Annotated in this window: 21 protein-coding genes; 11 read left to right on the top strand and 10 right to left on the bottom strand. The window is 73.7% G+C overall.

The window, feature by feature from the left end; translation table 11 throughout:
* The first annotated feature begins 410 nt into the window (after window positions 1-410).
* From IH50_RS0105735 to IH50_RS0105750, 4 genes are all read left to right on the top strand, one after another.
* Window positions 411-1,019, top strand: coding sequence for a hypothetical protein (locus IH50_RS0105735; protein WP_030857967.1), 609 nt, complete (start codon window positions 411-413; stop codon window positions 1,017-1,019).
* A 227-nt stretch (window positions 1,020-1,246) separates the two neighbouring features.
* A complete protein-coding gene (locus IH50_RS0105740; protein ID WP_030857969.1) occupies window positions 1,247-3,919 on the top strand; it encodes an alpha/beta fold hydrolase in 2,673 nt (890 codons plus the stop codon).
* Complete coding sequence (locus IH50_RS0105745) at window positions 3,916-4,797, top strand: ABC transporter permease (RefSeq protein ID WP_030857972.1); 882 nt, start codon at window positions 3,916-3,918, stop codon at window positions 4,795-4,797. The genes IH50_RS0105740 and IH50_RS0105745 overlap by 4 nt, the downstream gene beginning before the upstream one ends.
* A 216-nt stretch (window positions 4,798-5,013) precedes the next feature.
* Window positions 5,014-5,928, top strand: a complete 915-nt coding sequence (locus tag IH50_RS0105750) for a chaplin (protein WP_078913871.1) — start codon at window positions 5,014-5,016, stop codon at window positions 5,926-5,928.
* Window positions 5,929-6,059: 131 nt separating this feature from the next.
* Here IH50_RS0105750 and IH50_RS0105755 read toward each other — a convergent pair whose 3' ends face one another.
* The gene (locus IH50_RS0105755; RefSeq protein ID WP_030857976.1) at window positions 6,060-7,325 is read right to left on the bottom strand and encodes an NAD(P)-binding domain-containing protein; all 1,266 of its coding nucleotides are present in this window, start codon (window positions 7,323-7,325) and stop codon (window positions 6,060-6,062) included.
* A 2-nt stretch (window positions 7,326-7,327) separates the two neighbouring features.
* Window positions 7,328-8,623: a hypothetical protein gene (locus IH50_RS0105760; RefSeq protein WP_030857978.1), complete on the bottom strand. Its 1,296-nt coding sequence runs from the start codon at window positions 8,621-8,623 to the stop codon at window positions 7,328-7,330.
* 172 nt (window positions 8,624-8,795) lie between these two features.
* Between IH50_RS0105760 and IH50_RS0105765 the strand changes: the two genes are divergently transcribed.
* Complete coding sequence (locus IH50_RS0105765) at window positions 8,796-10,115, top strand: glycoside hydrolase family 26 protein (RefSeq protein WP_030857979.1); 1,320 nt, start codon at window positions 8,796-8,798, stop codon at window positions 10,113-10,115.
* Window positions 10,116-10,131: 16 nt separating this feature from the next.
* Here IH50_RS0105765 and IH50_RS0105770 read toward each other — a convergent pair whose 3' ends face one another.
* The 8 genes from IH50_RS0105770 to IH50_RS0105805 all read right to left on the bottom strand — a co-directional run bounded on the left by IH50_RS0105770 (window position 10,132) and on the right by IH50_RS0105805 (window position 20,117).
* On the bottom strand, window positions 10,132-10,782 hold the full coding sequence (locus IH50_RS0105770; protein ID WP_030857981.1) for a hypothetical protein: 651 nt from the start codon (window positions 10,780-10,782) through the stop codon (window positions 10,132-10,134).
* Between the two features lie 83 nt (window positions 10,783-10,865).
* A complete protein-coding gene (locus IH50_RS0105775; protein ID WP_030857984.1) occupies window positions 10,866-12,005 on the bottom strand; it encodes a glycosyltransferase in 1,140 nt (379 codons plus the stop codon).
* A complete protein-coding gene (locus IH50_RS0105780) occupies window positions 12,005-12,769 on the bottom strand; it encodes a polysaccharide deacetylase family protein (protein WP_030857986.1) in 765 nt (254 codons plus the stop codon). Before IH50_RS0105780 ends, IH50_RS0105775 begins: the two co-directional genes overlap by 1 nt.
* Window positions 12,753-14,363 carry a murein biosynthesis integral membrane protein MurJ gene (gene murJ / locus IH50_RS0105785; protein ID WP_420709020.1) on the bottom strand — a complete coding sequence of 537 codons (1,611 nt, stop codon included), beginning with the start codon at window positions 14,361-14,363 and terminating at the stop codon, window positions 12,753-12,755. Before murJ ends, IH50_RS0105780 begins: the two co-directional genes overlap by 17 nt.
* A gap of 611 nt (window positions 14,364-14,974) precedes the next feature.
* Entirely contained in the window at window positions 14,975-16,321 is a 1,347-nt protein-coding gene (locus tag IH50_RS0105790) for an O-antigen ligase family protein (RefSeq protein ID WP_030857990.1), read from the bottom strand.
* Window positions 16,322-16,327: 6 nt separating this feature from the next.
* A complete protein-coding gene (locus tag IH50_RS0105795) occupies window positions 16,328-17,752 on the bottom strand; it encodes an exopolysaccharide biosynthesis polyprenyl glycosylphosphotransferase (protein ID WP_030857992.1) in 1,425 nt (474 codons plus the stop codon).
* A complete protein-coding gene (locus IH50_RS0105800; RefSeq protein ID WP_234328103.1) occupies window positions 17,749-18,987 on the bottom strand; it encodes a glycosyltransferase family 4 protein in 1,239 nt (412 codons plus the stop codon). The genes IH50_RS0105795 and IH50_RS0105800 overlap by 4 nt, the downstream gene beginning before the upstream one ends.
* Window positions 18,988-19,031: 44 nt before the next feature.
* Window positions 19,032-20,117 carry a hypothetical protein gene (locus tag IH50_RS0105805; RefSeq protein WP_030857996.1) on the bottom strand — a complete coding sequence of 362 codons (1,086 nt, stop codon included), beginning with the start codon at window positions 20,115-20,117 and terminating at the stop codon, window positions 19,032-19,034.
* 363 nt (window positions 20,118-20,480) lie between these two features.
* Here IH50_RS0105805 and IH50_RS0105810 point away from each other — a divergent pair, with 363 nt between their 5' ends.
* The 6 genes from IH50_RS0105810 to IH50_RS0105835 all read left to right on the top strand — a co-directional run bounded on the left by IH50_RS0105810 (window position 20,481) and on the right by IH50_RS0105835 (window position 23,852).
* Complete coding sequence (locus IH50_RS0105810; RefSeq protein ID WP_030857998.1) at window positions 20,481-21,179, top strand: hypothetical protein; 699 nt, start codon at window positions 20,481-20,483, stop codon at window positions 21,177-21,179.
* 143 nt (window positions 21,180-21,322) lie between these two features.
* Window positions 21,323-21,592: a hypothetical protein gene (locus IH50_RS0105815; RefSeq protein ID WP_030858000.1), complete on the top strand. Its 270-nt coding sequence runs from the start codon at window positions 21,323-21,325 to the stop codon at window positions 21,590-21,592.
* Between the two features lie 73 nt (window positions 21,593-21,665).
* On the top strand, window positions 21,666-22,172 hold the full coding sequence (locus tag IH50_RS37485) for a tyrosinase family oxidase copper chaperone (protein WP_030858001.1): 507 nt from the start codon (window positions 21,666-21,668) through the stop codon (window positions 22,170-22,172).
* The gene (locus IH50_RS0105825) at window positions 22,156-23,022 is read left to right on the top strand and encodes a tyrosinase family protein (RefSeq protein ID WP_030858002.1); all 867 of its coding nucleotides are present in this window, start codon (window positions 22,156-22,158) and stop codon (window positions 23,020-23,022) included. The genes IH50_RS37485 and IH50_RS0105825 overlap by 17 nt, the downstream gene beginning before the upstream one ends.
* Window positions 23,023-23,212: 190 nt before the next feature.
* A complete protein-coding gene (locus IH50_RS0105830) occupies window positions 23,213-23,476 on the top strand; it encodes a hypothetical protein (RefSeq protein ID WP_030858004.1) in 264 nt (87 codons plus the stop codon).
* 151 nt (window positions 23,477-23,627) lie between these two features.
* Complete coding sequence (locus IH50_RS0105835) at window positions 23,628-23,852, top strand: hypothetical protein (protein WP_030858006.1); 225 nt, start codon at window positions 23,628-23,630, stop codon at window positions 23,850-23,852.
* Window positions 23,853-23,863: the final 11 nt, after the last annotated feature.

Below are 23,863 nucleotides of genomic sequence, written 5' to 3' on the forward strand. Positions count from 1 at the left end.
GCCGGCGGATCTCTTGACGGCCGTGACCGGTCCCACGGTCCTGTCCTGCGGTTGTCGCGTCGCCGGACGGTCCGGTTGGTTTCCGTCGTGCTCTTCGGGGTGCGTGACGAATGGTTCGCCTCGCCCTGTCGCCATCTCCTCGAAGAGGATATGGGTGATATCTGCCGTAAACTCTCTTTTAGTTCCCCGTGCCACCCGATGCACCGAAATGCAACCGCCATTTGGTCCTCGGCGCCATAGCGAGGGACACTACCCCGCGGATGCGCGTTCCCGGCCGAGTGGCACTCGCTTCAGTATCCTCTCGTACGGGTCGTCGGGGGTCATCTACTCAAGGATTACTGGGCAGTTGACCTCGGTGTTTCGTGGTAGCGTCCTGGTTCGGAGGGACAGTGCGAACTGAAAGGGAAATCGTGAACACGGAGAAGATCGCCGCTCGCCGCCTCTCGCTGGAAGAGGTGACGAAGCTCGGCGTGAAGGACAGGATCTTCGTTTCCGCCGACACGGCAGAACTCAAACTTCCCGACTGCTACGTCCCTGCTTTTCTGACCAAGTCCGGTGAGCTTTTCGAGGGCGGCTCGGTCACGGCGAGGACCGTATTCCAGGAAGAGGTCTCCTGCCTTCCCGACGACGAGAACGAAGCCGGGATCTACGTGGCCGACGAGAGCGGCCCGGTGACCATCGAGGTCCTCCAGTCCGCCGGTGTCGTGCTGGACCTGGCACTTTTCGTCCCTGGCGGGGACAAGGGGTCCCTCACGGCCCTTTACGCCGCGGTCCGGCAGGCGTTCGGCGCCGACGTCGTGCAGATCTGGCGCCAGGGCCTCAAGGAGGTCCCCGACGTGAAGGTCGACATCTTCGAGGAGCAGGTTCCCCGGGGGCGCAAGGCGAGCGACAGTCCCAAGCGTGACCGTCGCGCGATCGACACCTACCCCACCCGTGCGGACTTCATCGAGTTCTCCGCGGGATGGAAGCCGGTCGTCGAGATCCACAAGCCGGTCGTCGACGACACCCCGACCATCTGAGACGGCGTCACACCTTCCGTCTCAGCCTGAGAGAAGGCCGGAACACCGTTCCACTCGACGGCCTCGCGAGACGGACGCCCGCCGGCCATGCCGAAGCCCTGGGGTGGACGGGCCGCCGCGTACCACGGACGCGGTACGCGGCGGCCCTCCCGTACACCAGTGGGAGGTGCCCGGGTTCGGTCTCCGGTCGACATCGCGGCGACAGGTTGACCCCGTACCGTTGACGCATGGATCTTCGACTGCCCGGATCGCGGTGGCTGCGGTCACGACGGCCGCTGTCACGGAGGCCGCGACGGACCGTCGTCGCCGCCGCGGCCGCCGCCGTCGTGCTCGCCGGTGCCGGTACGTGGAGCGCCGTCGCCTCCGACGACGCGCCCGCGGTCACCCGCGCCGACCGGGTCATGAGCACGGGCGACGGGGTGCGCATCGACACCTCGTACTTCACCGCGGGACCCGACGGCCGCCGCCCCGCCGTCCTGCTCGGGCACGGCTTCGGGGGCAGCAAGGACGACGTGCGGGAGCAGGCCGAGGACCTCGCGCGGGACGGGTACGCCGTGCTGACGTGGTCCGCGCGAGGCTTCGGCGGGTCCACCGGGAAGATCGGGCTGAACGACCCGGAGGGCGAGGTCGCCGACGTCTCCCGGCTGATCGACTGGCTGGCCGACCGGCCCGAGGTCCGGCTTGACAAGGACGGCGACCCGCGGGTCGGGATGGCCGGCGGCTCGTACGGGGGTGCCATCGCGCTGCTCGGCGCCGGATACGACGACCGGGTCGACGCCATCGCCCCGGCGATCACCTACTTCGACCTCGCCGACGCGCTCTTCCCGAACGGCGTCTTCAAGAAGCTGTGGGCCGGCGTCTTCGTCAACTCCGGCGGCGGCTGCGAGAAGTTCGAGCCCGCGCTGTGCGCGATGTACCAGCGGGTCGCCGAGTCCGGCGCCCCCGACGACAAGGCGCGCGAACTGCTCGAGGCGCGTTCGCCGTCCGCCGTCGCCGACCGCATCGACGTGCCCACGCTCCTTCTGCAGGGCCAGACCGACTCCCTCTTCCCGCTCGGCCAGGCCGACGCGGCCGCCAAGGCGATCCGCGCCAACGGCGCCCCGGTCGCCGTCGACTGGATCGCGGGCGGCCACGACGGCGGCAACCCGGAGACGGACCGCGTGCGACAGCGCGTACGGACCTGGTTCGACCGGTACCTGAAGGACGACAAGGGCGCCGACACCGGCCCCGCCTTCCGCGTCACCCGCACCGGAGGAGTCGACTCCACCGACGGCGAGGCCGTGCTGAACGGCGCGAGCGCCGACACCTACCCGGGTCTGACGAACGACGGCCGGTCCTTCCCCCTCACCGGACGCGAACAGAGCTTCGCCAACCCGGCAGGCGCCAACCCGCCCGCCATCTCCTCCCTGCCCGGCCTCGGCGGCTCCGGCGGACTCGCCCAGCTCTCCTCGCTCGGCGTGGGCATCTCCCTGGACTTCCCGGGCCAGTACGCCCGCTTCGAGTCCGCCCCGGTCGCCGACGACCTGCGGATCACCGGATCGCCGGCCGTCACCGTCCACGTCCAGTCGACCGGCGACGACGCCGTCCTCTTCGGCAAGGTCTACGACGTCGGCCCGGACGGACGGCAGCAGGTGCTCCCCTCGCAGCTCGTCGCCCCCGTCCGCGTCGAGGACGCCAGGTCCGGCAAGGACGTGACGCTCACCCTCCCGGCCGTCGACCACGAGGTCCGGAAGGGCCACCGGCTGCGCCTCGTCCTCGCCTCCACCGACCTCGGCTACGCCTCCCCGGCCGCCCCGGCGACGTACACCGTCTCCCTGAAGAGCGACCTCACCGTGCCCACCGCGCCCGGCGTGACCACCGCCGCGGCCCCGCTGCCCGCCTGGGTGGTGTGGCTGCCGGCCGCCGGCGCCCTGATCGCGCTCGCGCTGCTCCTCACCGGCCGTCGCCGTACCACCGCCCCGGCACCCGACCCGGAACTCGCCGACGTCCCGCTCCAGATCACCGGCCTGAGCAAGCGGTACGCCCGCTCCTCGGACCGGTACGCCGTGCGGGACCTGTCCTTCCGCGTGGAAAAGGGGCAGGTGCTCGGACTGCTCGGGCCGAACGGCGCCGGCAAGACCACCACCCTGCGCATGCTGATGGGGCTCATCAAGCCCGACGGCGGCGAGATCCGCGTCTTCGGCCACGCCATCCGCCCCGGCGCCCCCGTGCTGTCCCGGGTCGGCGCGTTCGTCGAGGGCGCGGGCTTCCTGCCGCACCTGTCAGGGCGGGAGAACCTGGAACTGTACTGGCGGGCCACAGGACGCCCGGCCGAGGACGCCCACCTGGAGGAGGCCCTGGAGATCGCCGGGCTCGGTGACGCGCTCGCCCGCGCGGTGCGCACCTACTCCCAGGGCATGCGCCAGCGCCTCGCCATCGCCCAGGCCATGCTCGGCCTCCCGGACCTGCTCATCCTCGACGAACCGACCAACGGACTCGACCCGCCGCAGATCCGCGAGATGCGCGAGGTGATGATCCGCTACGCGGCCGCCGGACGCACGGTGATCGTCTCCAGTCACCTGCTGTCCGAGGTCGAGCAGTCCTGCACCCACCTCGTGGTCATGGACCGCGGGCAGCTCGTCCAGGCCGGCCCGGTGCGGGAGATCATCGGCTCCGGCGACACCCTGCTCGTCGGGACGGAGGAGCCCGTGGACGAACCGGTCGCCGAGAAGATCGCCGCGCTGCCGGGCGTCGCCTCCGCCGTCCGCACCGACGACGGGCTGCTGGTCCGGCTCGACGCCGGCGGCACCGCCCCGCGCCTGGTCGCCGAACTGGTCCGGCTGGAGGTGCCCGTGGCGTCGGTGGGCCCGCACCGCCGCCTCGAAGACGCCTTCCTCACCCTGATCGGAGGTTCCGCATGAGCACGCTCACCGAGCGAGCCGAGCCCACCGAGCGGACCGAGGCCGCCGTCGGCTACCGCGCCGGCCGCACCCTGCCCCTCCGGGTCGAACTGGTCCGCCAGCTCAAGCGCCGCCGCACCCTCGTGATGGGCGCGATCCTCGCCGTCCTGCCGTTCGTGCTGGTGGTCGCCTTCGCGATCGGCGGCGAACCGGACCGTCCGGGCGGCCGGGTGAACCTGATGGACACGGCCACCGCGTCCGGCGCCAACTTCGCCGCCGTGAACCTGTTCGTGTCGGCGGGCTTCCTGCTGGTCATCCCCGTCGCCCTGTTCTGCGGGGACACCGTCGCCTCGGAGGCCGGCTGGTCCTCCCTGCGCTACCTGCTCGCCGCGCCGGTGCCCCGAATGCGGCTGCTGTGGTCCAAGCTGATCGTCGGACTGGGGCTGAGCCTGGCCGCGATGGTGCTGCTGCCGGTGGTGGCACTCGTCGTCGGCACGGCCGCCTACGGCTGGGGTCCGCTGCAGATTCCCACCGGCGGCGCGCTCGACCCCGGCACGGCGGCGCAGCGGCTCGTGGTGGTCGTGGCGTACCTGTTCGTGTCGCAGCTCGTCACCGCCGGGCTCGCGTTCTGGCTGTCCACCCGCACCGACGCCCCGCTGGGCGCGGTCGGCGGCGCGGTCGGCCTGACCATCGTCGGCAACGTCCTGGACGCCGTCACCGCCCTCGGCGACTGGCGTCACTTCCTGCCCGCGCACTGGCAGTTCGCCTGGGCGGACGCCGTCCAGCCGACCCCGGAGTGGTCCGGCATGATCCAGGGCGCGTCGGTGTCCGTGACGTACGCGCTGGTGCTGTTCGCGCTGGCGTTCCGCGGGTTCGTCCGCAAGGACGTGGTGTCGTGACCGGTGGCCCCTCCCAGGTACGGAGCGGGCCAACCGGGTGAAACTGCGCAACCGATTCCCCCGTGTCGGGTTGATGAAGCAGTAGGGCAGGGCATGGACGGGAGCTCTTGCGGAGCCTTCCGGCCATGCTCAGGCCGGTCTTGGGGTGTCGATCTCCGTGTCACGGCCGGCTTTCCCAGTACTGCAAGCAGGAAGATGACCACATTGCGACAGACCATGACCAGGGGAGTGTTCGCGGCGGCTGCCGCCACGGGCATTCTGTCCCTGTACGGCACCCCCGCCGTCGCCGACTCGTTCGACACGGGCGCCACCGAGGGCCTCTCGAACGTGCTGGCCGAGAACAAGGCCAAGGCGCCGGTCACGGCGCCGGTGAACCTGTGCCACAACACTCTCGGTGCCGTCGCGGCGTTCAACGAGACACACGACAACTCCTGCGGCAACACCTCGCACCAGGACGAGGACCGGTCGTCCGGGGCCGCGCACCACGACTCCACCGACCACGACGGTGAGAACGCGGCCGACAGCGGCAGGCGCTCCTCCGGATGGCTGAGCGGGAACAAGGCCGAGGTGCCGGTCACGGCGCCGGTGAACCTGTGCCACAACGCGCTCTACGGTGTCGCGGCGTTCAACGAGACGCACGACAACTCCTGCGGCAACACCTCGCACCAGGACGAGGACCGGTCGTCCGGGGCCACGCACCACGACTCCACCGGCCACTACGGCGAGGACGCGGGCTACGGCACCGAGGGCTCCTACGGAGCGCTGAACGGGAACGAGGTCCGTGTCCCGGTCCACGTGCCGGTGAACACGTGCGACAACGACATTGCCCTGATCGCGCTGTTCAACGACTCCTACGGCAACAGCTGCGGCAACTACGGCGGTTACGGCGGCTACGGCGAGGAGGACGAGCCCGAGAAGGAGACGCCTCCGCCCACCCACGTCAAGCTGCCTCCCGCCCACGAGGTCGAGAAGCCCCCGGCCGAGGAGTCGGAAGTGCCCGGCAACCCGCCGCACCTGGCCGAGACCGGCAGCGACGGCATGATCGCCGCCGCGGCGGCCGGCGCCGTCCTGATCACCAGCGGCGCGATGGTCTACCGCCGCAGCCGCGGCCGCACCGCCTTCCGCCGCTGAGTCACTGAGGCGTTGAGGCGTTGAGGCGCTGAGCCGCCGGCCGCCGGGCCCGCCCCACCCGGCAGCCGTGCCCGTACGACGACGCGTCCCCCGGACCGAGACCGGTCCGGGGGACGCGTCGTCGACGCCCGTCAGCCGTTCACCGGTGATGGCGCCCCGCTGCGGCTGCCGCCGCCCGGCACGGGGACCGTCCCGCGCACCGGCGTCGACCCCAGCCGCCGGCGCACCCCCTGGACCAGCGTCGACGCCGTGAACGTCGCGCCGTGCACGAAACGCATCGCCGGGCCGAAGCCGGACGCGGTCACCAGGCCCGCCAGGAACAGCCCCGGATGCGACGACTCGAAGCTGTGGCCGAGCGCCGGGGAACCGTCCGGCAGCACCGCCAGCGCCCCGCGCAGCTCGGCGGAGAGCAGACCGAGCCGGTCGCGGTGCGCCTTGAACCCGGTGGCGGCGATGACGTGTTCGGTCTCCAGGGAACGCCGGGAGCCGTCACGGCCGGTCAGGTCCAGGCGCAGCCCGCCCGGCACCGCGGCGGCCGCGGTGACCTCCTGGCCCGGCAGCAGGTCCACCGCCCGCTCCACCCGGTCCCGCACCCACCACGCGCCCGCGGGACCCAGCGCCGTGGCCGCGATCCGCGACCGGGACGTCTGCGGCAGCCGCCGGAAGAGGCCGGGGCGCTCGGCGTAGAACCAGTTCCGCCAGCCGGGCCCGAGACCGCTGTGCGGTGAGCGGACCGACTGCCACCACGGGCGCTCCCAGGCCGGCGGCACATCGTTCCACCGCAGCCGCTCCGCCCGCGCCAGCACCCGTACCCGCGTGCCCTGTTCGGCGAGGAGCGCCGCCGTCTCCAGGGCCGCCTGGCCGCCGCCGATCACCGTGACGTCCTTGCCCTGGAAGTGCCCCAGGTCGCTGTGGTGACTGCTGTGCGTCACCAGTGTGGGGTGCAGCCCGCGCAGGGTCGGCGGCACCTCGATGAACGGCATCACCCCGACCGCCAGCGCCACCGTCCGCGTGTGCAGCGCCTGCCCGTCCTCGGTGACCGCCGTGAACCCGTCGGCGCCGGACGAGATCCGGGTGATCATGCGCTCGTCCACCTCCGGCACGGCGTTGCGGGCGAACCACAGGCCGTACGACGCGAACGCCTCCACCGGGATCGGGTGTGCGTGACGCGCCGTCAGGCCCTGCTCGGCGCAGTACACGTCCAGCCGCCAGCTCCCGCCGGGATCGGACAGGTTGGACGCCCACGGCTCCGACTTCAGGAACATGCCGCCGGGCATGTGGTCCCGCCAGGACGCCATGGGCCGGCCGAACACACGCAGGTTCAGTCCGGCGGCCGCGGCGTGGGACGCGATCGACAGACCGTACGGACCGGCGCCCACCACCAGAAGGTCGTACATCATCAGCTGCTCGCTTTCTCGTTGTCGGCCGGGGAGGTCGGGGAGGTCGGGGAGGGGGCGGCCACCCGGGAGACCGGCTGGGAGACCGCCCGGGGGATCGAGCGGGGCGCCGGTGCGGGGATCGCCGTGCCCAGCCGCTGCCGCAGCCGGCCGGACACATGGCGGGCCCACAGGGCCCACATCGCCCATCCGGGCGCGCGGTCGTCCCTGGCGTACCAGGCCAGTTCGCGTCCGCCTGGCGGTGTACGCAGTGCGGCGAACGGCGCGTAGTTCTCCACCACGAACGACCGCCCGGCCACCGGATCCCCCTCCGGCAGCGGCCGTCCGGTCAGATCCAGGTGCAGGGCGCGTACGACGTCCAGCCCCGCGCTGTCCGCGAACAGCCGGAACTGCGCGCCGGGGCGCGGATTGAAGTCGAGGAGGTGGTAGCGGCCGGTCGTGCCGCAGCGGCGGAAGTCCAGGTCGAAGACGCCGCGGTAGCCGAGTGCGCCGGTGATCCGTTCGGCGAGCGCCCGGACCTCGGGGTTGGGGGTCCAGTGGCCCACCGCGGTCAGTCCCGCGCCGCGCGGCCAGGACAGCCGCTTGCGGCCCGGACCGCCGGCGCGTACGGCGCCCGTACGGTCGGCGTAGCCGTGGAAGAACCAGTCCCGGTCCTCGCCCGGCGGCAGATACGCCTGGAGCAGCAGCGGGCTGCCCGCCTCCGCGGTGCGCGCGTGCAGCTCCCGGGCCTGCCGTGCGGTGTGCACCAGCTGGGTGCTGCGCAGTCCGCCACCGGCCGGCAGCAGCCAGGGGCGGCTCCACTTCGCGACCAGCGGCAGTCCGAGCCGGTGGGCGTCGTCGGCGGCCCGCCGCGGGCTGTCCGGGACGAGCGTGAGCGGGTGCGGAACGTCCGCGGCGGCGCACACGGCGGCCAGTTCCGCCTTGTCGGCGACGCGTTCGGCCAGCGTGGCCGGCGTCTCGGGCAGCAGATAGGAGGAGGCGAGGTCGTCCCGCAGCCGGCCCGCGGCGATCGCGGTGGCGTCGTCCAGCGGGATCAGTACGGCGGGGCGCCCCACCCGGCCGGCCACCCGGCGCAGCACGTCGAGGATCTGCCGCGCGGATGCCCCCGGTGGCGGCGGGGAATGCATGTGGTGGACATAACGTGAGCGGCGAACGGGACTTCCCGTGGAATCGGCGACGACATGCACCTCCACTCCCGCCCTGCCGAGCGACCGTACGGCCCCCAGTGTTCCGTGGTGAAAGGGATTCCGGTCGGTCCGCAGCAGTACGGCGGGGACACGGGTGTCGAGCAGCGACACGAAAACTCACTTTCCTCTGGTACCGGCTCACCCGCACGGGCGAGCCCGGCACTCGAAAGCCGCAGTGATATTGGCACCGTCGTATGTCCTGTGCCTGAATTCATATGACTGTTCGTCAAGAGCTCGGACGCCAGGCAGAAGGCGGACACGAAATGAGAAAGAGGAGCAGCCCATGGCCCCACAGCACAGGCGGGTCCGGTCCCGCGGGATGGCCGTGGGCGCGGCGGCGCTCGCCGTGTCCGCCGCCCTGGCGGCCGGTCCCGCGCCGGGGACGGCGCCGGCCGACGACTCCCGTCCGGCGGTGCCGGCCCCGGGCGGGCCCGTGGTCACCCCCACGGTCCCCGCGGTCCCCGTGACCACAAAGGCCCCGGACGTCCCAGACGTCCCAGACGTCCCGGACGTCGGCTTCCCGTCGGTCTCCGTGCCGGCCCCGCCGGTGCCGCTCCGCGACATCCCGGCCTTCGGCGCCTTCCTCGCCTCCGACGCGCGCGGAGTGGCCCGCATGGAGCAGCTCAGCCACTGGCTGGGCGGTGCCGAGCTGCGCGTCGGCCACACCTACCTGCCCGGCAACCACTGGAGCGACATCGAGGGGGACATCGGCTTCCTCGAGTCGTGGGCGCGCTGGCGCAACGCCGAGGACGACCGGATGCTCGTCCTCAACGTCCCCCTGCAGGAGCGCAACGAGGAGGGCGTTCCCGACCACGAGGTCCGGCAGCTGCTGCGGCGGGGCGCCGCGGGGGAGTTCGACCACCACTTCCGTGCCCTCGCCGAGCGGCTGGTCGCGCTGAAGGTGCCGGACACGGTCCTGGTGCTCGGCTGGGAGATGAACGGCGTCACCTACACCCACCGCTGCGGCCCCGACCCGGAATCCTGGAAGAAATACTGGAACCGGATCGTCAGGACCATGCGCGCGGTACCGGGACAGGAATTCCGGTTCGACTTCACACCGAGCCGCGGCCGGGACGCCGTTCCCTGGACCCGCTGTTACCCCGGGGACGACACGGTCGACATCATCGGCATGGATTCCTACGACCAGCCGGCCGGGCACTCCTTCGACGAACAGGTGGGGGAACCGTACGGACTCCAGGCCCATGTGGATTTTGCGAAGGCCCACGGAAAACCGATCTCCTATCCCGAATGGGGGCTTTTCCGCAACGGCGACAATCCCGAGTACATGCGGCGCATGCTCGCGTGGATCGACGAACACAAGCCGCTCTACAACACGCTCACCGACTACTGCCCGCACGGGGTGTGGCAGTGCGACGACAATCCGGACTCGTCCCGCGTCTACCGGTCCGTCCTCTCCGGCCGCACCCACGAGGAGGAACCGGACACCACGCCGCAGACCCCGGCACCCGCTCCCGCACCGGCCACGCCCGAGCCCCCGCTGCCGCCGGAGAACTGCTCCCCGCTGGACCTGGGCCAGTGGGTGGAGTACTGGCTCGGCGGAAGGCTCTGCCTCCGCTTCGACTGGTGGTCGCGCACCCGTTAGGGCCGCCCCGGCCGCGTCACCGCTGCACATCGGCGGCGGTGGCCGGGCCGGGCACCGAGGCGGCGGGGGCGGGGTCGCCGTCCCGGGCGGTCCGTCTCGGCCGGGCGAGCAGCACCAGGCCGCCCAGCAGGCCGCCCGCGCTCGCCCCCACCAGCGCGGTCACCTCCGACGTCGCGGACGACGGCTTGCCCGGTGTCACCGCGCGCGAGAACTGCACCAGCCGGACCTGGGTGCTGCCCTTGGTGTCCTCGGCGTGCCGGGTCAGCGCGCGCGAGACCGCGTTGGCCATGTCGACGGCCAGTTCGGGCTGTGCGGAGGTGGCCGTGACGGCGACCATCGGCGCGTCCGGCGAGGTCGACGTGCGGACGCTGTCCCGCAGGGTGCGCACCGGCACACCGGCCCACACCTGCGCGTCGCCGAGGACCGCGAGCTGGGTGGCGACCCGGCCGTACGCCTGCGCGAAACCGCGGGCCGCTTCCGGGGCCGCCTCGTCGGTCGGCACGGCGACGACGTAACTGGTGGCCGTGTACACCGGGGGCGTGAGCGCGCCGTACGCGCCGCCGGACAGACCGCCGAGGAGCGTGCCCGCCACCAGCGCGGACCAGGCCGGCAGCTTTCTGACACGGTCCAGGGACGGACGGAGCCGACGGGACGGGGTGTCGGTCATGACGGGCTTGCTCCCTCGGAGGTACGGCGGAGTGCGGCGAAACAGGGCGAATGAGGCGGAGGACGGCGGACGACGGCGGAGGCCTACGGTGCGGCGGCGGACGGCGGCGGACCGGCGACGGCCGCCGCGTACACGTCCATCAGGCGGGCGGTGCTGCGGGTGATGCTGTAGTGGTGCGCGGCCTGGCCGGCCGTGCGCGGTCCGGGGCCCGCCGTACGGGCCTCGGCGATCGCGCGGGCGTACGCCCCGGGGCCGCCGCGCACCCGCCGGGCGCCGGCGCGGGTCCCGGCGGGCAGGTCCTCGATCGCCGGGCAGGAGGCGTAGAGCACGGGCAGACCGGACGCCAGCGCCTCCACGGCCGCCAGGCCGAACGCCTCCTCCGCGGACGGGGAGGCGAACAGGTCCATCGCCGCCGTCAGCGAGGGCAGGTCGGGGCCGGGGGAGCCGTCGGGGACGACGGGACGCTCGCCGGTGAACAGGACCCGCCCCGCCACCCCGGCCTCACGGGCGGTGCGGCGCAGTACGTGTTCCTCGGGTCCGCCGCCCACCAGCAGCAGCCAGTGGTCCTCCGGCAGCAGGGCCAGCGCCCGGACCAGGACGTCGAACCGCTTGCCCCGGGCGAGCCGGCCGACACCGCCGACGACGAACGCGTCCTCAGGCAGGCCGAGGCGCCGCCGGGTGCGCTCCCGCCGCTGCGGGTCGAAGCGGAAACGGTCCAGGTCGATGCCGTTGGGGACGACCTCGATGCGGGGGGCGGGCACACCCCAGCGCTTCAGCCGGTCGGCCACCGTCGGGGAGACGGCGACCGTCGCCGAGCCGAGCCGCTCGCTCGCCAGGTACAGGGCGCGCACCCCGGCCGTCAGCCTGCGGCCCTCCATCTGGGTGTCGCCCAGGGAGTGCTCGGTCGCCACGACCGCGCGGACCCCGGCGATCCGGGCGGCGATCCTGCCGTAGACGCAGGCCCGGTACAGATGCGTGTGCACGAGGTCGTAGCCGCCGGCCCGGATCACCCGGACCAGGCGCGGGAGCGCGGCCAGATCGCGGTTGCCGCCCATGCCCAGGTGCACGACCCGTACGCCGTCGGTGCCGAGCCCCTCGGCGACCGCGCCGGGGTTGGTGAGCGTCACCACGTCGCAGTCGACCGGCAGATGACGCAGCAGCAGCCGCAACTGCTGTTCGGCGCCGCCGACACCGAGCCCGGTGATGATGTGCAGCGCCCTCATCACAGGCCCTCCACCGGGCGCCGGCGCAGCCGGTGCAGCCGGAGCTTGAGGTGCAGGCGCCACGCTGTGTCGTTCTGCCCGACGTGCGCCCGCGGCAGGGCGTGCGGGCCGGTCAGCGGGCCGGGGTCGATGGCGCAGGCGTAGGTGTAGCCCGCTTTCCGTACGGCCTCGACGGCGCGCGCGTCGACCGTGCCGTACGGGTAGCAGAACCCGTCGGCCGGGACGCCGGTCAGCTCCTCCAGCCGGGCCCGGCTCCCGGCGACCTCGGCGGTGAGCGTGGCGTCGTCCGCGCGGGTCAGGTCGACGTGGGTGAGACCGTGCGAGCCGATCTCCACACCCTCGGCGGCGGCGCGCCGGATGCCGTCCGCGGTCAGCAGCGGCTTGCGCGGGCCGAGCGGGTCCCAGGCGTTGTCGCCGCCGAGCCGGCCCGGCAGGACGAAGAGGGTGGCGCCGCAGCGGAAGCGGCGCAGCAGCGGCAGGGCCCCGGTGAGGAAGTCGGTGTAGCCGTCGTCGAAGGTGAGGCCGACCAGGTCCCGGCCCTCGCCCCGGGCGCGCGCGGCGAGGAGCTCGGCGACGGACACGCCGCGCAGCCCGCGCCGGCGCAGCCAGGCCAGCTGCCGTTCGAGCCGCCGGGGGGTGACGGTGATGCGGTACGGATCGTCCGAGCAGTCGCCCACCGAGTGGTACATCGCCACCCAGGGGACGGGGCCCGGACGGGGCGCGGAGGGTCTGCCGGTGGCGACGGAATCAACGGGAGCGGCCATGTGTGAGCCTTCGTGTGACGGTGCGTACGGAGCGCAGTGCGGATGCGGATACGGAGCGCCGGGCGACGGACAGGGCGAGCGGTAGGAAGACGGCGGCCACGGCCGGACAGCCGGCCGCGAGAGCGGCCACCGGGGACTCGAAGCGGCTCGCGGCGAACGTCCCGGCGGCGACGGCGAGGACCGAGGCGAGCACGGGCCGGCTCAGCCGGCCCAGCACCTCACGGACACCGACCGAGACACCGGCCGGGACACCGGCCGGTTCGCCGGCCGTGCCGCCGTGGCGGGTCGCGCGCAGGCCGGTCAGCAGCAGGACGGCCGTGACGGTGATGCCGAAGGCGTTGGCGGCGGCGATCCCCGCCACCCCCCAGCGGCCCACGGTCGCGGCGCCGGTCAGGGACGTGACGACGATGCCGGCCGCCATCACGCCGAGGGGGTACCAGCTGGGGCGGCCCGCGGAGAAGTAGCAGCGGACGAGGGCGCCCACGAGGGTCTGGCCGAGCAGGCCGAGGGCGTACACGCGCATGACGTTCGCCGTCGCGGCGGTGTCGGCCGCGGTGAACGCGCCCCGCTGGAAGAGCAGTTCGATCATCTGTGGGGCGCAGGCGATCACCGCGCACATGCCCGCCAGCACCACACAGGACGCCAGCACCAGGTCCCGTTCCACCCGGGCGCGGGCCCGGCGGGTGTCGCCGTCGGCGAGCGCCCGCGCCACCACGGGGAAGGTGACGGTGCACACCATCAGCGACAGCGTCATCGGGATCTGGGCGACCTTCTGCGCGTAGTTGAGGTGCGAGATGGACCCGGCGGGCAGGGACGACGCCAGGAACCGTTCGACGAGGACCTGCGACTGGCGGCACAGCGCGAACAGCAGCACGGCGGCGATCAGGGCGAGACGCACCGGCCGCTCCTCGACGGCCGGCCCGGTGGCGGGCGCGGACGCGGGCGTACGCGACGCCAGTCGCCGCCACAGCGACGGCAGTTGCACCGCCACCATCAGACAGCCGCCCACCGCGACCCCGACGGCCGCCGCACGCACCCCCCACTCCCCGCCCAGCAGGAACATCGTCGCCACGATGCCGGTGTTGTAGGCGACGTAGATCGCCGCCGGCGCGAAGAAACGGCGGTGCGCCCGCAGGGCGGCGCTGCAGTACCCGGCGAGCCCGAAGGCCAGCAGGCTGAGCGCGGTGATCCGGGTGCAGTCGACGGCGAGGCGGGGGTCGGGCAGGCCGGGCGCCAGGACGCGGACCAGGTACGGGGCGCCGGCGGCGACCAGCGCCGTCACCGCGGCGAAGGCCAGGCACAGCCGGGGCAGGGTGGCCCTGACCAGTTCGCGCACCGGGTCGCCGGGCACGCCCCGGGCCCGGCGCGCCAGCGCCATGCTGAACGCCGGGATCAGCGCGATCGCCAGCCCGTCCTCGATCAGCAGCGTCGCGGCGATCTCCGGCACGGTCCACGCGACCAGGAAGGCGTCCGTGTCGCTCCCGGCCCCGAACAGCCGCGCCAGCGACTGGTCCCGCACCAGCCCGAGCAGCGACCCGGCGATGGACAGCGCCGCCGTCCCCAGCGCGGCCCGCGCGAGAAACCTCCGCGACACCCCACCCGACCCACCCCCGTCACCGGCCGCGTCCGCGCCCCCGCCGCCCGGCGCCTCACCCGGCTCGACCGCCCCGGCCCCGGACCCACCGGTGTCGGGCCCGCCGGGCGCGGGGCTGCCGGTTGCGTGGCCGGTGAGTCCGGGAGCCGTGGGCGGGGGCCCGCCCGTCACGGGGGCGCTCACCGTGGATCCGTCCGTCGTGGAGGTGCCTGCCGTAGCCCGTCCGGGTACAGGGCCCCCGGTCCGGGGGCGGTCGGCCGCGGGATCGTCGGTCGTCGTGCGGGTGTCGGCCGCGGGGCCGGTGAGTCCGGGGTCCGTGGCCCGTCCGGGTACGGGACCTCCGGTCCGGGGGCGGTCGGCCGCGGGATCGTCGGTCGTCGTGCGGGTGCCGGCCGCGGGGCCGGTGAGTCCGGGGTCCGTGGCCCGTCCGGGTACGGGACCTCCGGTCCGGGGCCGGTCGGCCGCGGGACCGTCGGTCGTCGTGCGGGTGCCGGCCGCGGGGCCGGGGGGACCGGGTTCCGCGGGCCGGTCAGGCCCGGGGGCGCCGGTCTTGAGGCCGCCGGGTTCGGGGCCGGCGGCCTCGGAGCCGGGAGTCTGGGACGGCAGCACTGTCATCGTGTCGCGGCCTCCTCGGCCCGCTCGGATGCCCCATCGCGCCGGGCGGTGTGCGGCCGGCCGTCGCGGGACAGCGCCCACCACGCCGTCAGGCCCAGGGCCACGCCGGTCAGGACGGTCGAGGGGCCGCCGATGTCGCCGTAGACGAAGTCGGTGAGCAGCCACAGCAGCAGGCCGACGGCGACGAGCGCGCAGTCGAGGCCGGGGCCCCGGCGGGCCCGCGACAGGCGCCGCAGCGCGCACACCAGCAGCGCCAGCCAGCCCCCGGCGAGCGACAGCAGCCCGACCAGGCCCTGCTCGCTCAGCACCAGCAGGTACATGCTGTGCGGCGACAGCAGCGCCTGCTTGTGGTACTCCGTACCCGCGCCCGCGATGTCACTGCCCGAGGACAGGGCCAGGGTGGCGTGCCCGTCGCGGTACTCGGGGAAGTTCTTCAGCCCCACCCCGGTCCACGGGTGCTCGCGCCACATGCCGGCCGCCGCCGCCCACAGGGTGTACCGGTCGACGACGGACTGGTCGGGCGTGCCGGTGACCTCCGTGATGCTGTCGATCCGCTCCTGCAGCATCGCCGTACCGACCCCGAACCCGCCCACCAGCACGACGCCTGCCGCGACCACGGCCGCCGCCACCTTCAGCGCGCGCCGCAGTCCCGCCAGCGCCAGCTGCACCGCGCACGCCAGCGCGGTCGCGATCCACGCGCCCCGGCTGAAGGACAGCGCCAGCGGCAGCACCAGCAGCAGGGCGCACCCGGCGGCGGCCGCCCGCTGCCGCACCGGGGCCCGCCCCAGCGCGATCCCCGCCGCGCACACCACGCCCAGCGACACCGCCGTCGCCATGCCCATCACGTCCGAGGCCCCGAAGGTGCCGACCGCGCGGACGGTCTCGCCCTGGTACGAGGCACCGGTCCCGGTGACGTACTGGTACACCCCGACGGACCCCTGCCACCCGGCGAGCCCCACGAACGACCAGGCCAGCACCCGGAAGTCGGCGCGGCCGCGGAGCAGCACCAGGACGGCGGCCGGGACGAGCACGAAGACCTGCAGATAACGGCCCAGCCCGCCGAACGCCGCCTGGGGCGAGGCCGCCCCCATGGCGGCGAGCGCCACCCCCACGACCGGCAGCCCCAGCACCACCGCCGCGACCCGCGACAGCGGACGCCGCCGTTCCCGCAGCAGCAGGATCACGCAGTATCCGACCAGCAGCGCGGACACCACGTCGGCGGGCCCCGCGCCGTCCCCCGTCGGCGGCAGGCCCGCCAGGACGACCACCGCCGCCGGCGGCAGGGCCGGCAGCAGAGCGGCGGCGGTGGCCCGGCGCGGCGGCGGGGCGAGGGCGTGGCTCACGTGACGTCAGCTCCCCGTCGGACGGACCAGTGTGGCCGCGGTGCGCAGCAGGATGCAGACGTCCCGCCACAGCGACCAGTCGTCGATGTAGGCGTTGTCGAACCGGCACCGGTCCTCGATCGAGGTGTCGCCGCGCAGCCCGTGGACCTGCGCCAGGCCGGTGATGCCGGTACGCATCCGGTGCCGGGCCGCGTAACCCGGATACGTCTGGCTGAACTGGGCCACGAAGTACGGCCGTTCGGGCCGCGGCCCGACCAGGCTCATGTCGCCGCGGAGCACATTCCACAACTGGAGCAGCTCGTCCAGCGAGGTGCGCCGCAGCATGCGGCAGAACCAGCGCATCTCGTGCTCGCCCGCCACGCTCCACCGGGTCGCCGACTCGTGCTCGTCGGCCGGCCGGTGGGTGCGGAACTTCAGCAGTGTGAACGGCTCCCCGTTCCGGCCGATGCGCTCCTGCCGGAACACCACCCCCGGCCCGTCGCAGAGCCGCAGCGTCACCGCGCACACCAGCAGCAGCGGGCCGGCCAGCAGCAGCAGCGTCCCCGAGACCAGGACGTCGAGCAGCCGCTTGCCGAGGCCGCCGCCGCGCACCGGGGCGAGGTCCAGCCGCCGGCAGGGGAATCCGGCCAGCCGCTCCCGCGCCGGGTACGGCGCCGGGCCGGCGTCGACCTCCCAGACCGCGCAGCCCGACGCGGCCAGCGCCCGCAGCAGCGGCCCCTGTTCGTCCCGTACCGAGGGGTGGACGGCGAGCACCGCCCGCACCCCGTTCTGGATGACCGCCCGCTCGACCTCCTCGTCCGTGCGCAGCACCGGCACGCCCTCGGCACCCTCCTGCTGCCCGGTGACGATCCCCACCGGCCGCACCCCGCAGCGCGGATGGCGCAGCACGGCGGCGGCCACCCGCTGCGCGGTCGCGGTCGGCCCGACGACGAGCGCGGCGTGCGGTCGGCGCAGCAGCGCGGCCCGCCGCCGCCGGTGCACGGCCGCGCGCAGCGCACAGGCTGCCGCCGCCTGCGCGGCGAGACCCGCGAGCACGGTGCCGGCGGACAGCGCCTGCTCCGGCCGGTACGCGGCCCACAGCGCGGCGCAGGCCGCCCAGACCACCGTGACACGGCCGCACACGGCGGGCAGTTCCTCCAGCAGCCCAGGCACCGGTGGCCGGGTGTCACGCGGGCGCAACAGCAGCGACACCGCGATCAGCAGGGCGACGAGCAGCGGATGGCGCTGGGCCCCGGGCAGCGCCAGCGCGGCGGGCAGGACGGCGGCGCCGTCCGCGACGAGCAGCGGCAGCGGTGAGGCGGTCCGGGGCGGCGCGGCGGGCAGCCGGGGGCCGGTGTCGGTGCCGCGCGGCGGGATGACGGAGACGGACGGGGGGAATCCGTGGTCCCGCGGCGGTACGCCGGGGGAGGCCACGGTGTGTTCGGCGGTCACGAGTGGATGGACTCCCTGTGATCGAGGGGCTCGACACGCGATGACGTCCGGTCGGCCTCGGCGTCCCGGGCCGCCCGGAACGGGCGGGTCCTCGTCGTGGCGGGCCGGGTGCCGAGCAGGTCGTGGTAGACGTCGGCGACCGCCCGCGCGGTGTGCCGCACGTCGTGGAGGGACAGCACGTGCCGGCGTCCCCGGTCGCCGAGGGACGCGCGCAGCGCCGGGTCGAGCAGCAGCCCGCCGACCGCCTCCGCCAGGGCCCGGGGGTCCTCCGGCGGCACCACGCACGAGGCGGCGAAGGACGGCGGCAGGCTCTCGCGGGCGCCGTCGACGTCGGTGACGACCACGGGCCGCCCGCAGGCCATCGCCTCCAGCGGGGCGAGCGCCATGCCCTCCCAGCGGGACGGCAGGACGACGAGGTCGGCGGCCTGGTACCAGGGGGAGGCGTCCGCGACGGCCCCCGCGAACAGCACGGATTCGGGTGCGGCCGCGCGCAGCCGGTCCCGGTCCGGGCCGTCGCCGACCAGGACGAGACGGGCGTCGGGCACCCGGCGCAGTACGGCGTCCCAGGCCCGCAGCAGGACGTCCTGCCCCTTCTGCCGGCACAGCCGGCCCACGCACACGGCGAGCGGCGCCTTCGCGGCCGGCCCGGCCAGCGGCGCCAGCCCGGCCCGTACGGGTCCGGCGGGCGCGGGGCGGAAACGGTCGGGGTCGATGCCGTTGGGCACGACGGTCCAGCGGCCGGTGATCCCGGCGTGCACGCCGGTGGCGCGTTCCGCCTCGCTCACGCACACCACCCGCGCGGCCCAGCGTGCCGCCCACCGCTCCCAGCGCAGTGCGAGGGCCGCCGTGCCGCCGCCCACCGCCTCGAACGACCAGGCGTGCGGCTGGAACACCGTGGGGATGCGCCCGCGCACCGCGAGCCGCCCGGCGAGCCCGGCCTTCGCGCTGTGCGCGTGCACCAGGTCGGGGCGCACCTCGTCGATCAGCCGGGCCAGTTGCCGTACCTCCCGCGCCAGCGAGGCGCCCGGCGCACGCGTCGCCCTCCAGTGCCGTACGTGCGCGCCGAGCGACCGGAGCCGGCCGGAGAGCGCGCTGTCGGGGCAGACCGCCACCACGTCCAGGCCGTCCGCGAGCTGGGCCCGGACCAGGTCCGTCACGACGCGCGCCACTCCGCCGTCCACCGGCTGGGTGAGGTGCAGGACCCGTGGTCCGCGGCCGGCGGCCGGCGGTTCCACGGGCACGGTCTCCTCGCGCCCGGAGGCGCCCGGTCCGGCGGCGTTCACCGCCGGGCGTCGACGGCGGCGAAGAGCACGCCCGCCCATGCCGCGTCCCGCTCGGACGTGAGCCGGAAGGCCGCCCGGTCACCGGCGTGCGGCAGGCCCCCTTCGAGGTCGAACACGTCGGAGTCGTAGCCCAGGGTGTTGGCGTACGCCGGCACCCGCGCGGGGGACGCGCCGCCGGGGTCGGCGATGGTGGAGTTCAGGACGTCGTCGAAGGGGTTGGCCCGGTCGGTGAACGCGGTGGGGGTGGGGCCGGCGGTGAGGACGAGCGAGTCGCCGGCGGTGCCGCGGTCGCCGTTGTACGCCACCAGTCCCGCCCGGCCCCCGGCGCCCGCCGGGAACGGCAGGTCGCGCAGCGGCATCTCGACCCCCGAGCGGCCGCCCAGCGGGGCGAAGCCGTCCCAGAGCGCGAGGTGCCGCAGCGGTTCCGCCGGGTTCTCGTACGCCACCACCAGCGTCCAGCCGCCCCAGGTCCCGGCCGCCGACCTGCCCATGGCCACGTTGACCTGAGCCACCGTGTACAGGCCCGGCGCGCTGTCCCGCACCAGCTCCGTCACGTCCGCCGAGGCCTGGAAGGCGTCCGCGCCGTCCGCCACCCGGTGTCCCACCACCGTGTCGGCGAGCAGCTCCTTGTACTCCCCGCCGGGCTCGGCGATCAGCACCCGCCCGTTGTCCTGCCACGGCTTCTGCTCGCCGGCCAGCAGGTTGCCGCCCCAGTACAGGCGGGCGTACGTCACCCGGGAGCCGGCCGGCAGGCGGAGCTCCGCGCGGGAGGAGTTGTACGTGTTCGGGTCGCTGTCGACGTCGATGTAGAACATGTCGAAGCCGCCGTTCACGCCCTGCGCTCCGGCCTGCACGTCCCGGCACGACGAGACCTGGGCACGGCAGGTGGCGGAGGCGTTGGCGGCCCGCACGATGCCGCCGTGCTGGACCGCGCGGTACCGCTGGGAGAAGGCGAGGCCGTCGGCCTCCGGGGAGGGCGCGACCGGAGCGGCGGCCGCGGAGCCGCAGGGGACCCACATCGCCGCGAGGGAGAAGACGCCCATCGCCGCATGGCGAAGCATCTGACCCAGGGATTGACGCATGACCGTCGGAGCCTTTCGGAACAGGGTGGCGGTGGCAGGCAGCGTGGACGAGTGCGATGCGGCCGCCCGTGAGGGTGCTTCGGAGGTTCGCAACTCTAGTCATCAAACGGACAAATTCGCCGAAAATCGATGAAGGGGGGTGAGTGTGTTGGAATCGTGAAGCCTGTTCAGGGGAAGGAGAAGGGGTTGGCGCCCCGGCCCGCCGCCTCCCGGGACCCACCGGGCGGAACGCGCGACGGTGCGGTGCGGGCGGAACGTGCGACGGTGTGGTGCGGGGAACCGAACGGCGCACCCCCGGTTGCGGGAGCCCTCGGGTGCTCTCACGGTGGGCTTCAAGATCCGAAGCCTGCGAAAGGACCCTCCATGCGCGCTCTGCCTGCCCGGCGCATCGCACTCGGCGCACTGTGCGCCGCCCTTCTTGCCGGCCTCGCCGGCCCGGCCGCCATGGCAGCCGACACGGCCGCCGAACACGACCGCGCGGCGTCCTCCGCCGCGCTGCTCGCGCAGGTCAGGACCGTCGACGGGGACGAGAACGGACTCGCCCCGGTCGTCGACCTGCTGAAGGCCGTGCTCGGGACGGACAGTGGCCAGACGTCCTCCGCCGAGGTCAGGAGACTGGGCGACGCGGCGAGGAAGGCCCTGGCGAAGGAAGCCCAGGCGAAGGCGGCCGACGAGGACCCGGTGGCCACCACCACTGAAGCCACCACCGAGACCACCGCCACGACCGAGCCGTCGCCGTCGGTCACGACGGACGACACGCAGCTGACCGTCTCCGTGGACGACCTCACGAACGAGGAGATGACCGCCCTGCGGGAAACCCTCGACAACCTCCTCGAACTGCTCCGGCCCGACACCGGCGCGGACGGGAGCACCACCGAGGACCCCGCACTGGGCGGCGAGTTGGCGGCCCGGGTGCACGACCTCGTCGACGCCCTGCTCGGTACCGGGCCCCAGGCGTCGACCCTGCCCGCGCCGGCCGCGCCCGCGCCCGCGCCGTTGCTCCCGGGCGCCACGTTCCCCGCGTTCACCCCGCTGCTGCTGCCGCCCGCGGCGTCTTCGTAAAACCCGGCCGTCCTCGAAAAACTCTCATATGAGGACTTGCCAATCTCCCGCTTCACGGTTTCCGCCCCGGCCGGGGATCGTTAGGCACGGCGACAGAATTCCCCTCCGGTGACCGCCCCCGCGGCGCCGAAGAAAGGAACACGATGAAGTCCCTGAAGGCTGCCGCCGTCCTCGCCGGAACCCTGATCGCCGCCGGTGCCGCCGCGCCCGCGTACGCGGAGCCCATCGACCTGGCGCAGACCGGCGTCGACACCGGCCTGCGTACCGCGGTCCCCTTCGAGCTGATGCCGGCGCACGAGGCGGAGACGCTCGCCGACACCGACGACACGTCGCTGCTCGGCACGACGAAGGAAGCGGCGGCCACGGTGAACGACGCCAAGCCGGTCCACGGCGACCTCGGGCTGCACGCCTGAAAAACACCCCTGCGCGATCCGGCCCCCAGTTCCCACTGGGGGCCGGATTCCGTTTGCCGCTACGGACAACCGTATGGACAACCGTATGGACAAGGGAGTCGGACCGATGGTCACCCACATCGACGGAACCCCGAAAGACACACAGCCGCCGTCACCACCGCCACCGGCCCCGGAGGGCAGAACACGGCGGGACGTGACCCGCGGACTGCGCACCGGCGCGCTCGCCGCGGCCCTGGCACCGCTGCTCGCCGCCTTCCGCGCCCCGCGCCCCGCCGCTCCCGGGGAGGCCCCCGGCCGCGCCTCCTTCGACCGGACGCACCGGGGACGCCGCATCCAGGGGACGCGGACCGCGGACGGCCACTGGCACGTCACCCTCGACGGCCGCCCCCTGCACCTGATGCGGCGGGCCGACGGCACCTGGCTGAGCATGGTCGACCACTACTGCTCCTACCGCACACCGCTCGACGCCGCCCGCGCCGCCGCGGACGCCCTCGCCCCCGGCGAGCGGCTGCGTGACGCGGGCACGCAGCCGCGGCACGGGCACGGGCACGAAGGAGGCCGGCATGGCGTACGTGCGTAAGGACGCCGCCACCCTCACAGCGACCGAGAAACGCCGGTTCGTGAACGCGCTGCTGGAGGTCAAGCGGCGGGGCGAGTACGACGAGTTCGTGCGCACGCACATCGCGTACTACGCCTCCGACGGTGAACGGGGGCTGCGCACCGCGCACATGGCACCCTCCTTCCTGCCCTGGCACCGCCGGTTCCTGCTCGACCTGGAGGAGGCCCTGCGCCGGGTGGACTCCTCGGTGACCCTGCCGTACTGGGACTGGACCCGCGACCGCACGACCCGCTCCGCGCCGTGGACCGCGGACCTGCTCGGCGGCAACGGGCGCCGCTCCGACCGCCAGGTGACGACGGGTCCGTTCGCGTACCGGGAGGGCAACTGGACGATCCGGGTGAACGTGACCGACACGGAGTTCCTCACCCGGGACCTCGGCCGCCGGGCCGATCCGATCGCCCTGCCGGGCAAGAAAGACCTGGAGTGGGCGCTGAAGGAGTCCGCTTACGACGTGGCGCCCTGGGACTCGACGGTCACGCGGGGCTTCCGCAACCGGATGGAGGGCTGGGGCACCGGCCGGGGCAGCGTCTCGTGGCGCAACCACAACCGGGTGCATCGCTGGGTCGGCGGGAGCATGCTCACCGCCGCCTCCGTCAACGACCCCGTCTTCTGGCTCCACCACGCCTTCGTCGACCTGCAGTGGTACCGCTGGCAGCGCAGACACGGCGGGGCCCGCTACCGGCCCGCGACCGCGCCGGGCTCCGGCGACGCGCAGCACGGCCGGATCGTCTCCCGCCACGAGAAGCTGCCGCCGTGGGACGTGACCCCCGGCGACCTGGAGGACGTCAGCGCGACGTACCGCTACGCGTGACACGACGTGCCCCCCACCTCCCGTTCGGCCATCTGATACCTCCTCGCACCGCGCTGACCTGCATATTCACAGGAAAGTTACGCAATTGGACGTTTCGGTTGCGAAGCGCCGCAAAACATCCCTTATAGTCATGACTGTCGGTGAACGGGCCATAACGGAACGTGCCGACACAACGAGAAACGGAGAGGTAATGCGTAAGTTCCAGAAGGCCGCGGTCGTCGTGGCCATGCTCGGCAGCGTTGGCTTCCTCGGTGCGGGCGTCAGCCACGCCGGTGACGAGCCGAGCTTCAAGCTCGACAGCGAGCAGAGCCACTCCTGCACGGGTGAGGCCAACTTCCAGCAGGCCCTGATCGGCCTGCAGGACACCAACGTGGCTGCCAACGTCATCGGCGTCGGCAACCCGTCGGCGGGCGCCACCTCCGTGGAGTGCAACTCCATCCTCGGTGTTGGCTGACGATCACTGATCCAGTGATCTAGGCAGGTCTCGGGGCTCGAACCCAGTGGTTCGAGCCCCGGGACTCCTCGGCTTGTCGGGCCGCACCCCATTGATCGGAACGGCTCTCCCGCCCGTGGTGGAGGGCCGACCGCATAAGGAAAACAGGTAAATGTTCAACTCGAAGAAGATCGCAGCGACAGCGGCAGCCGGAATCCTGGGGAGCTTCGCCCTGGTCGGTCTCGGCGCCTCGCAGGCCCTTGCCGACGACGGTTCCGACGCGTGCGTCGCCGACGGCGAGACCATCAGCTGCGTCCAGTCGCAGACCTGCTCCGGTGGAGGAGAGGTCTCCTGCAACAGCATTGTCGTCATCCGTCCCCATGGATCGGAAGCCTGACACGGCTGTCG

It is taken from the genome of Streptomyces sp. NRRL S-37 (assembly GCF_000721605.1).
Taxonomy (GTDB): Bacteria; Actinomycetota; Actinomycetes; order Streptomycetales; family Streptomycetaceae; genus Streptomyces.

Excerpts from the sequence above, each read along its gene's own strand:
- IH50_RS0105745 (WP_030857972.1), top strand. The coding sequence starts at position 3,916 with ATGAGCACGCTCACCGAGCGAGCCGAGCCCACCGAGCGGACCGAGGCC.
- IH50_RS0105775 (WP_030857984.1), bottom strand. The coding sequence starts at position 12,005 with ATGAGGGCGCTGCACATCATCACCGGGCTCGGTGTCGGCGGCGCCGAA.
- IH50_RS0105780 (WP_030857986.1), bottom strand. The coding sequence starts at position 12,769 with ATGGCCGCTCCCGTTGATTCCGTCGCCACCGGCAGACCCTCCGCGCCC.
- IH50_RS0105765 (WP_030857979.1), top strand. The coding sequence starts at position 8,796 with ATGGCCCCACAGCACAGGCGGGTCCGGTCCCGCGGGATGGCCGTGGGC.
- IH50_RS0105750 (WP_078913871.1), top strand. The coding sequence starts at position 5,014 with ATGACCAGGGGAGTGTTCGCGGCGGCTGCCGCCACGGGCATTCTGTCC.
- IH50_RS0105810 (WP_030857998.1), top strand. The coding sequence starts at position 20,481 with ATGCGCGCTCTGCCTGCCCGGCGCATCGCACTCGGCGCACTGTGCGCC.
- IH50_RS0105835 (WP_030858006.1), top strand. The coding sequence starts at position 23,628 with ATGTTCAACTCGAAGAAGATCGCAGCGACAGCGGCAGCCGGAATCCTG.
- IH50_RS0105805 (WP_030857996.1), bottom strand. The coding sequence starts at position 20,117 with ATGCGTCAATCCCTGGGTCAGATGCTTCGCCATGCGGCGATGGGCGTC.
- IH50_RS0105825 (WP_030858002.1), top strand. The coding sequence starts at position 22,156 with ATGGCGTACGTGCGTAAGGACGCCGCCACCCTCACAGCGACCGAGAAA.
- IH50_RS0105770 (WP_030857981.1), bottom strand. The coding sequence starts at position 10,782 with ATGACCGACACCCCGTCCCGTCGGCTCCGTCCGTCCCTGGACCGTGTC.
- IH50_RS37485 (WP_030858001.1), top strand. The coding sequence starts at position 21,666 with ATGGACAACCGTATGGACAAGGGAGTCGGACCGATGGTCACCCACATC.
- IH50_RS0105815 (WP_030858000.1), top strand. The coding sequence starts at position 21,323 with ATGAAGTCCCTGAAGGCTGCCGCCGTCCTCGCCGGAACCCTGATCGCC.
- IH50_RS0105755 (WP_030857976.1), bottom strand. The coding sequence starts at position 7,325 with ATGTACGACCTTCTGGTGGTGGGCGCCGGTCCGTACGGTCTGTCGATC.
- IH50_RS0105740 (WP_030857969.1), top strand. The coding sequence starts at position 1,247 with ATGGATCTTCGACTGCCCGGATCGCGGTGGCTGCGGTCACGACGGCCG.
- IH50_RS0105830 (WP_030858004.1), top strand. The coding sequence starts at position 23,213 with ATGCGTAAGTTCCAGAAGGCCGCGGTCGTCGTGGCCATGCTCGGCAGC.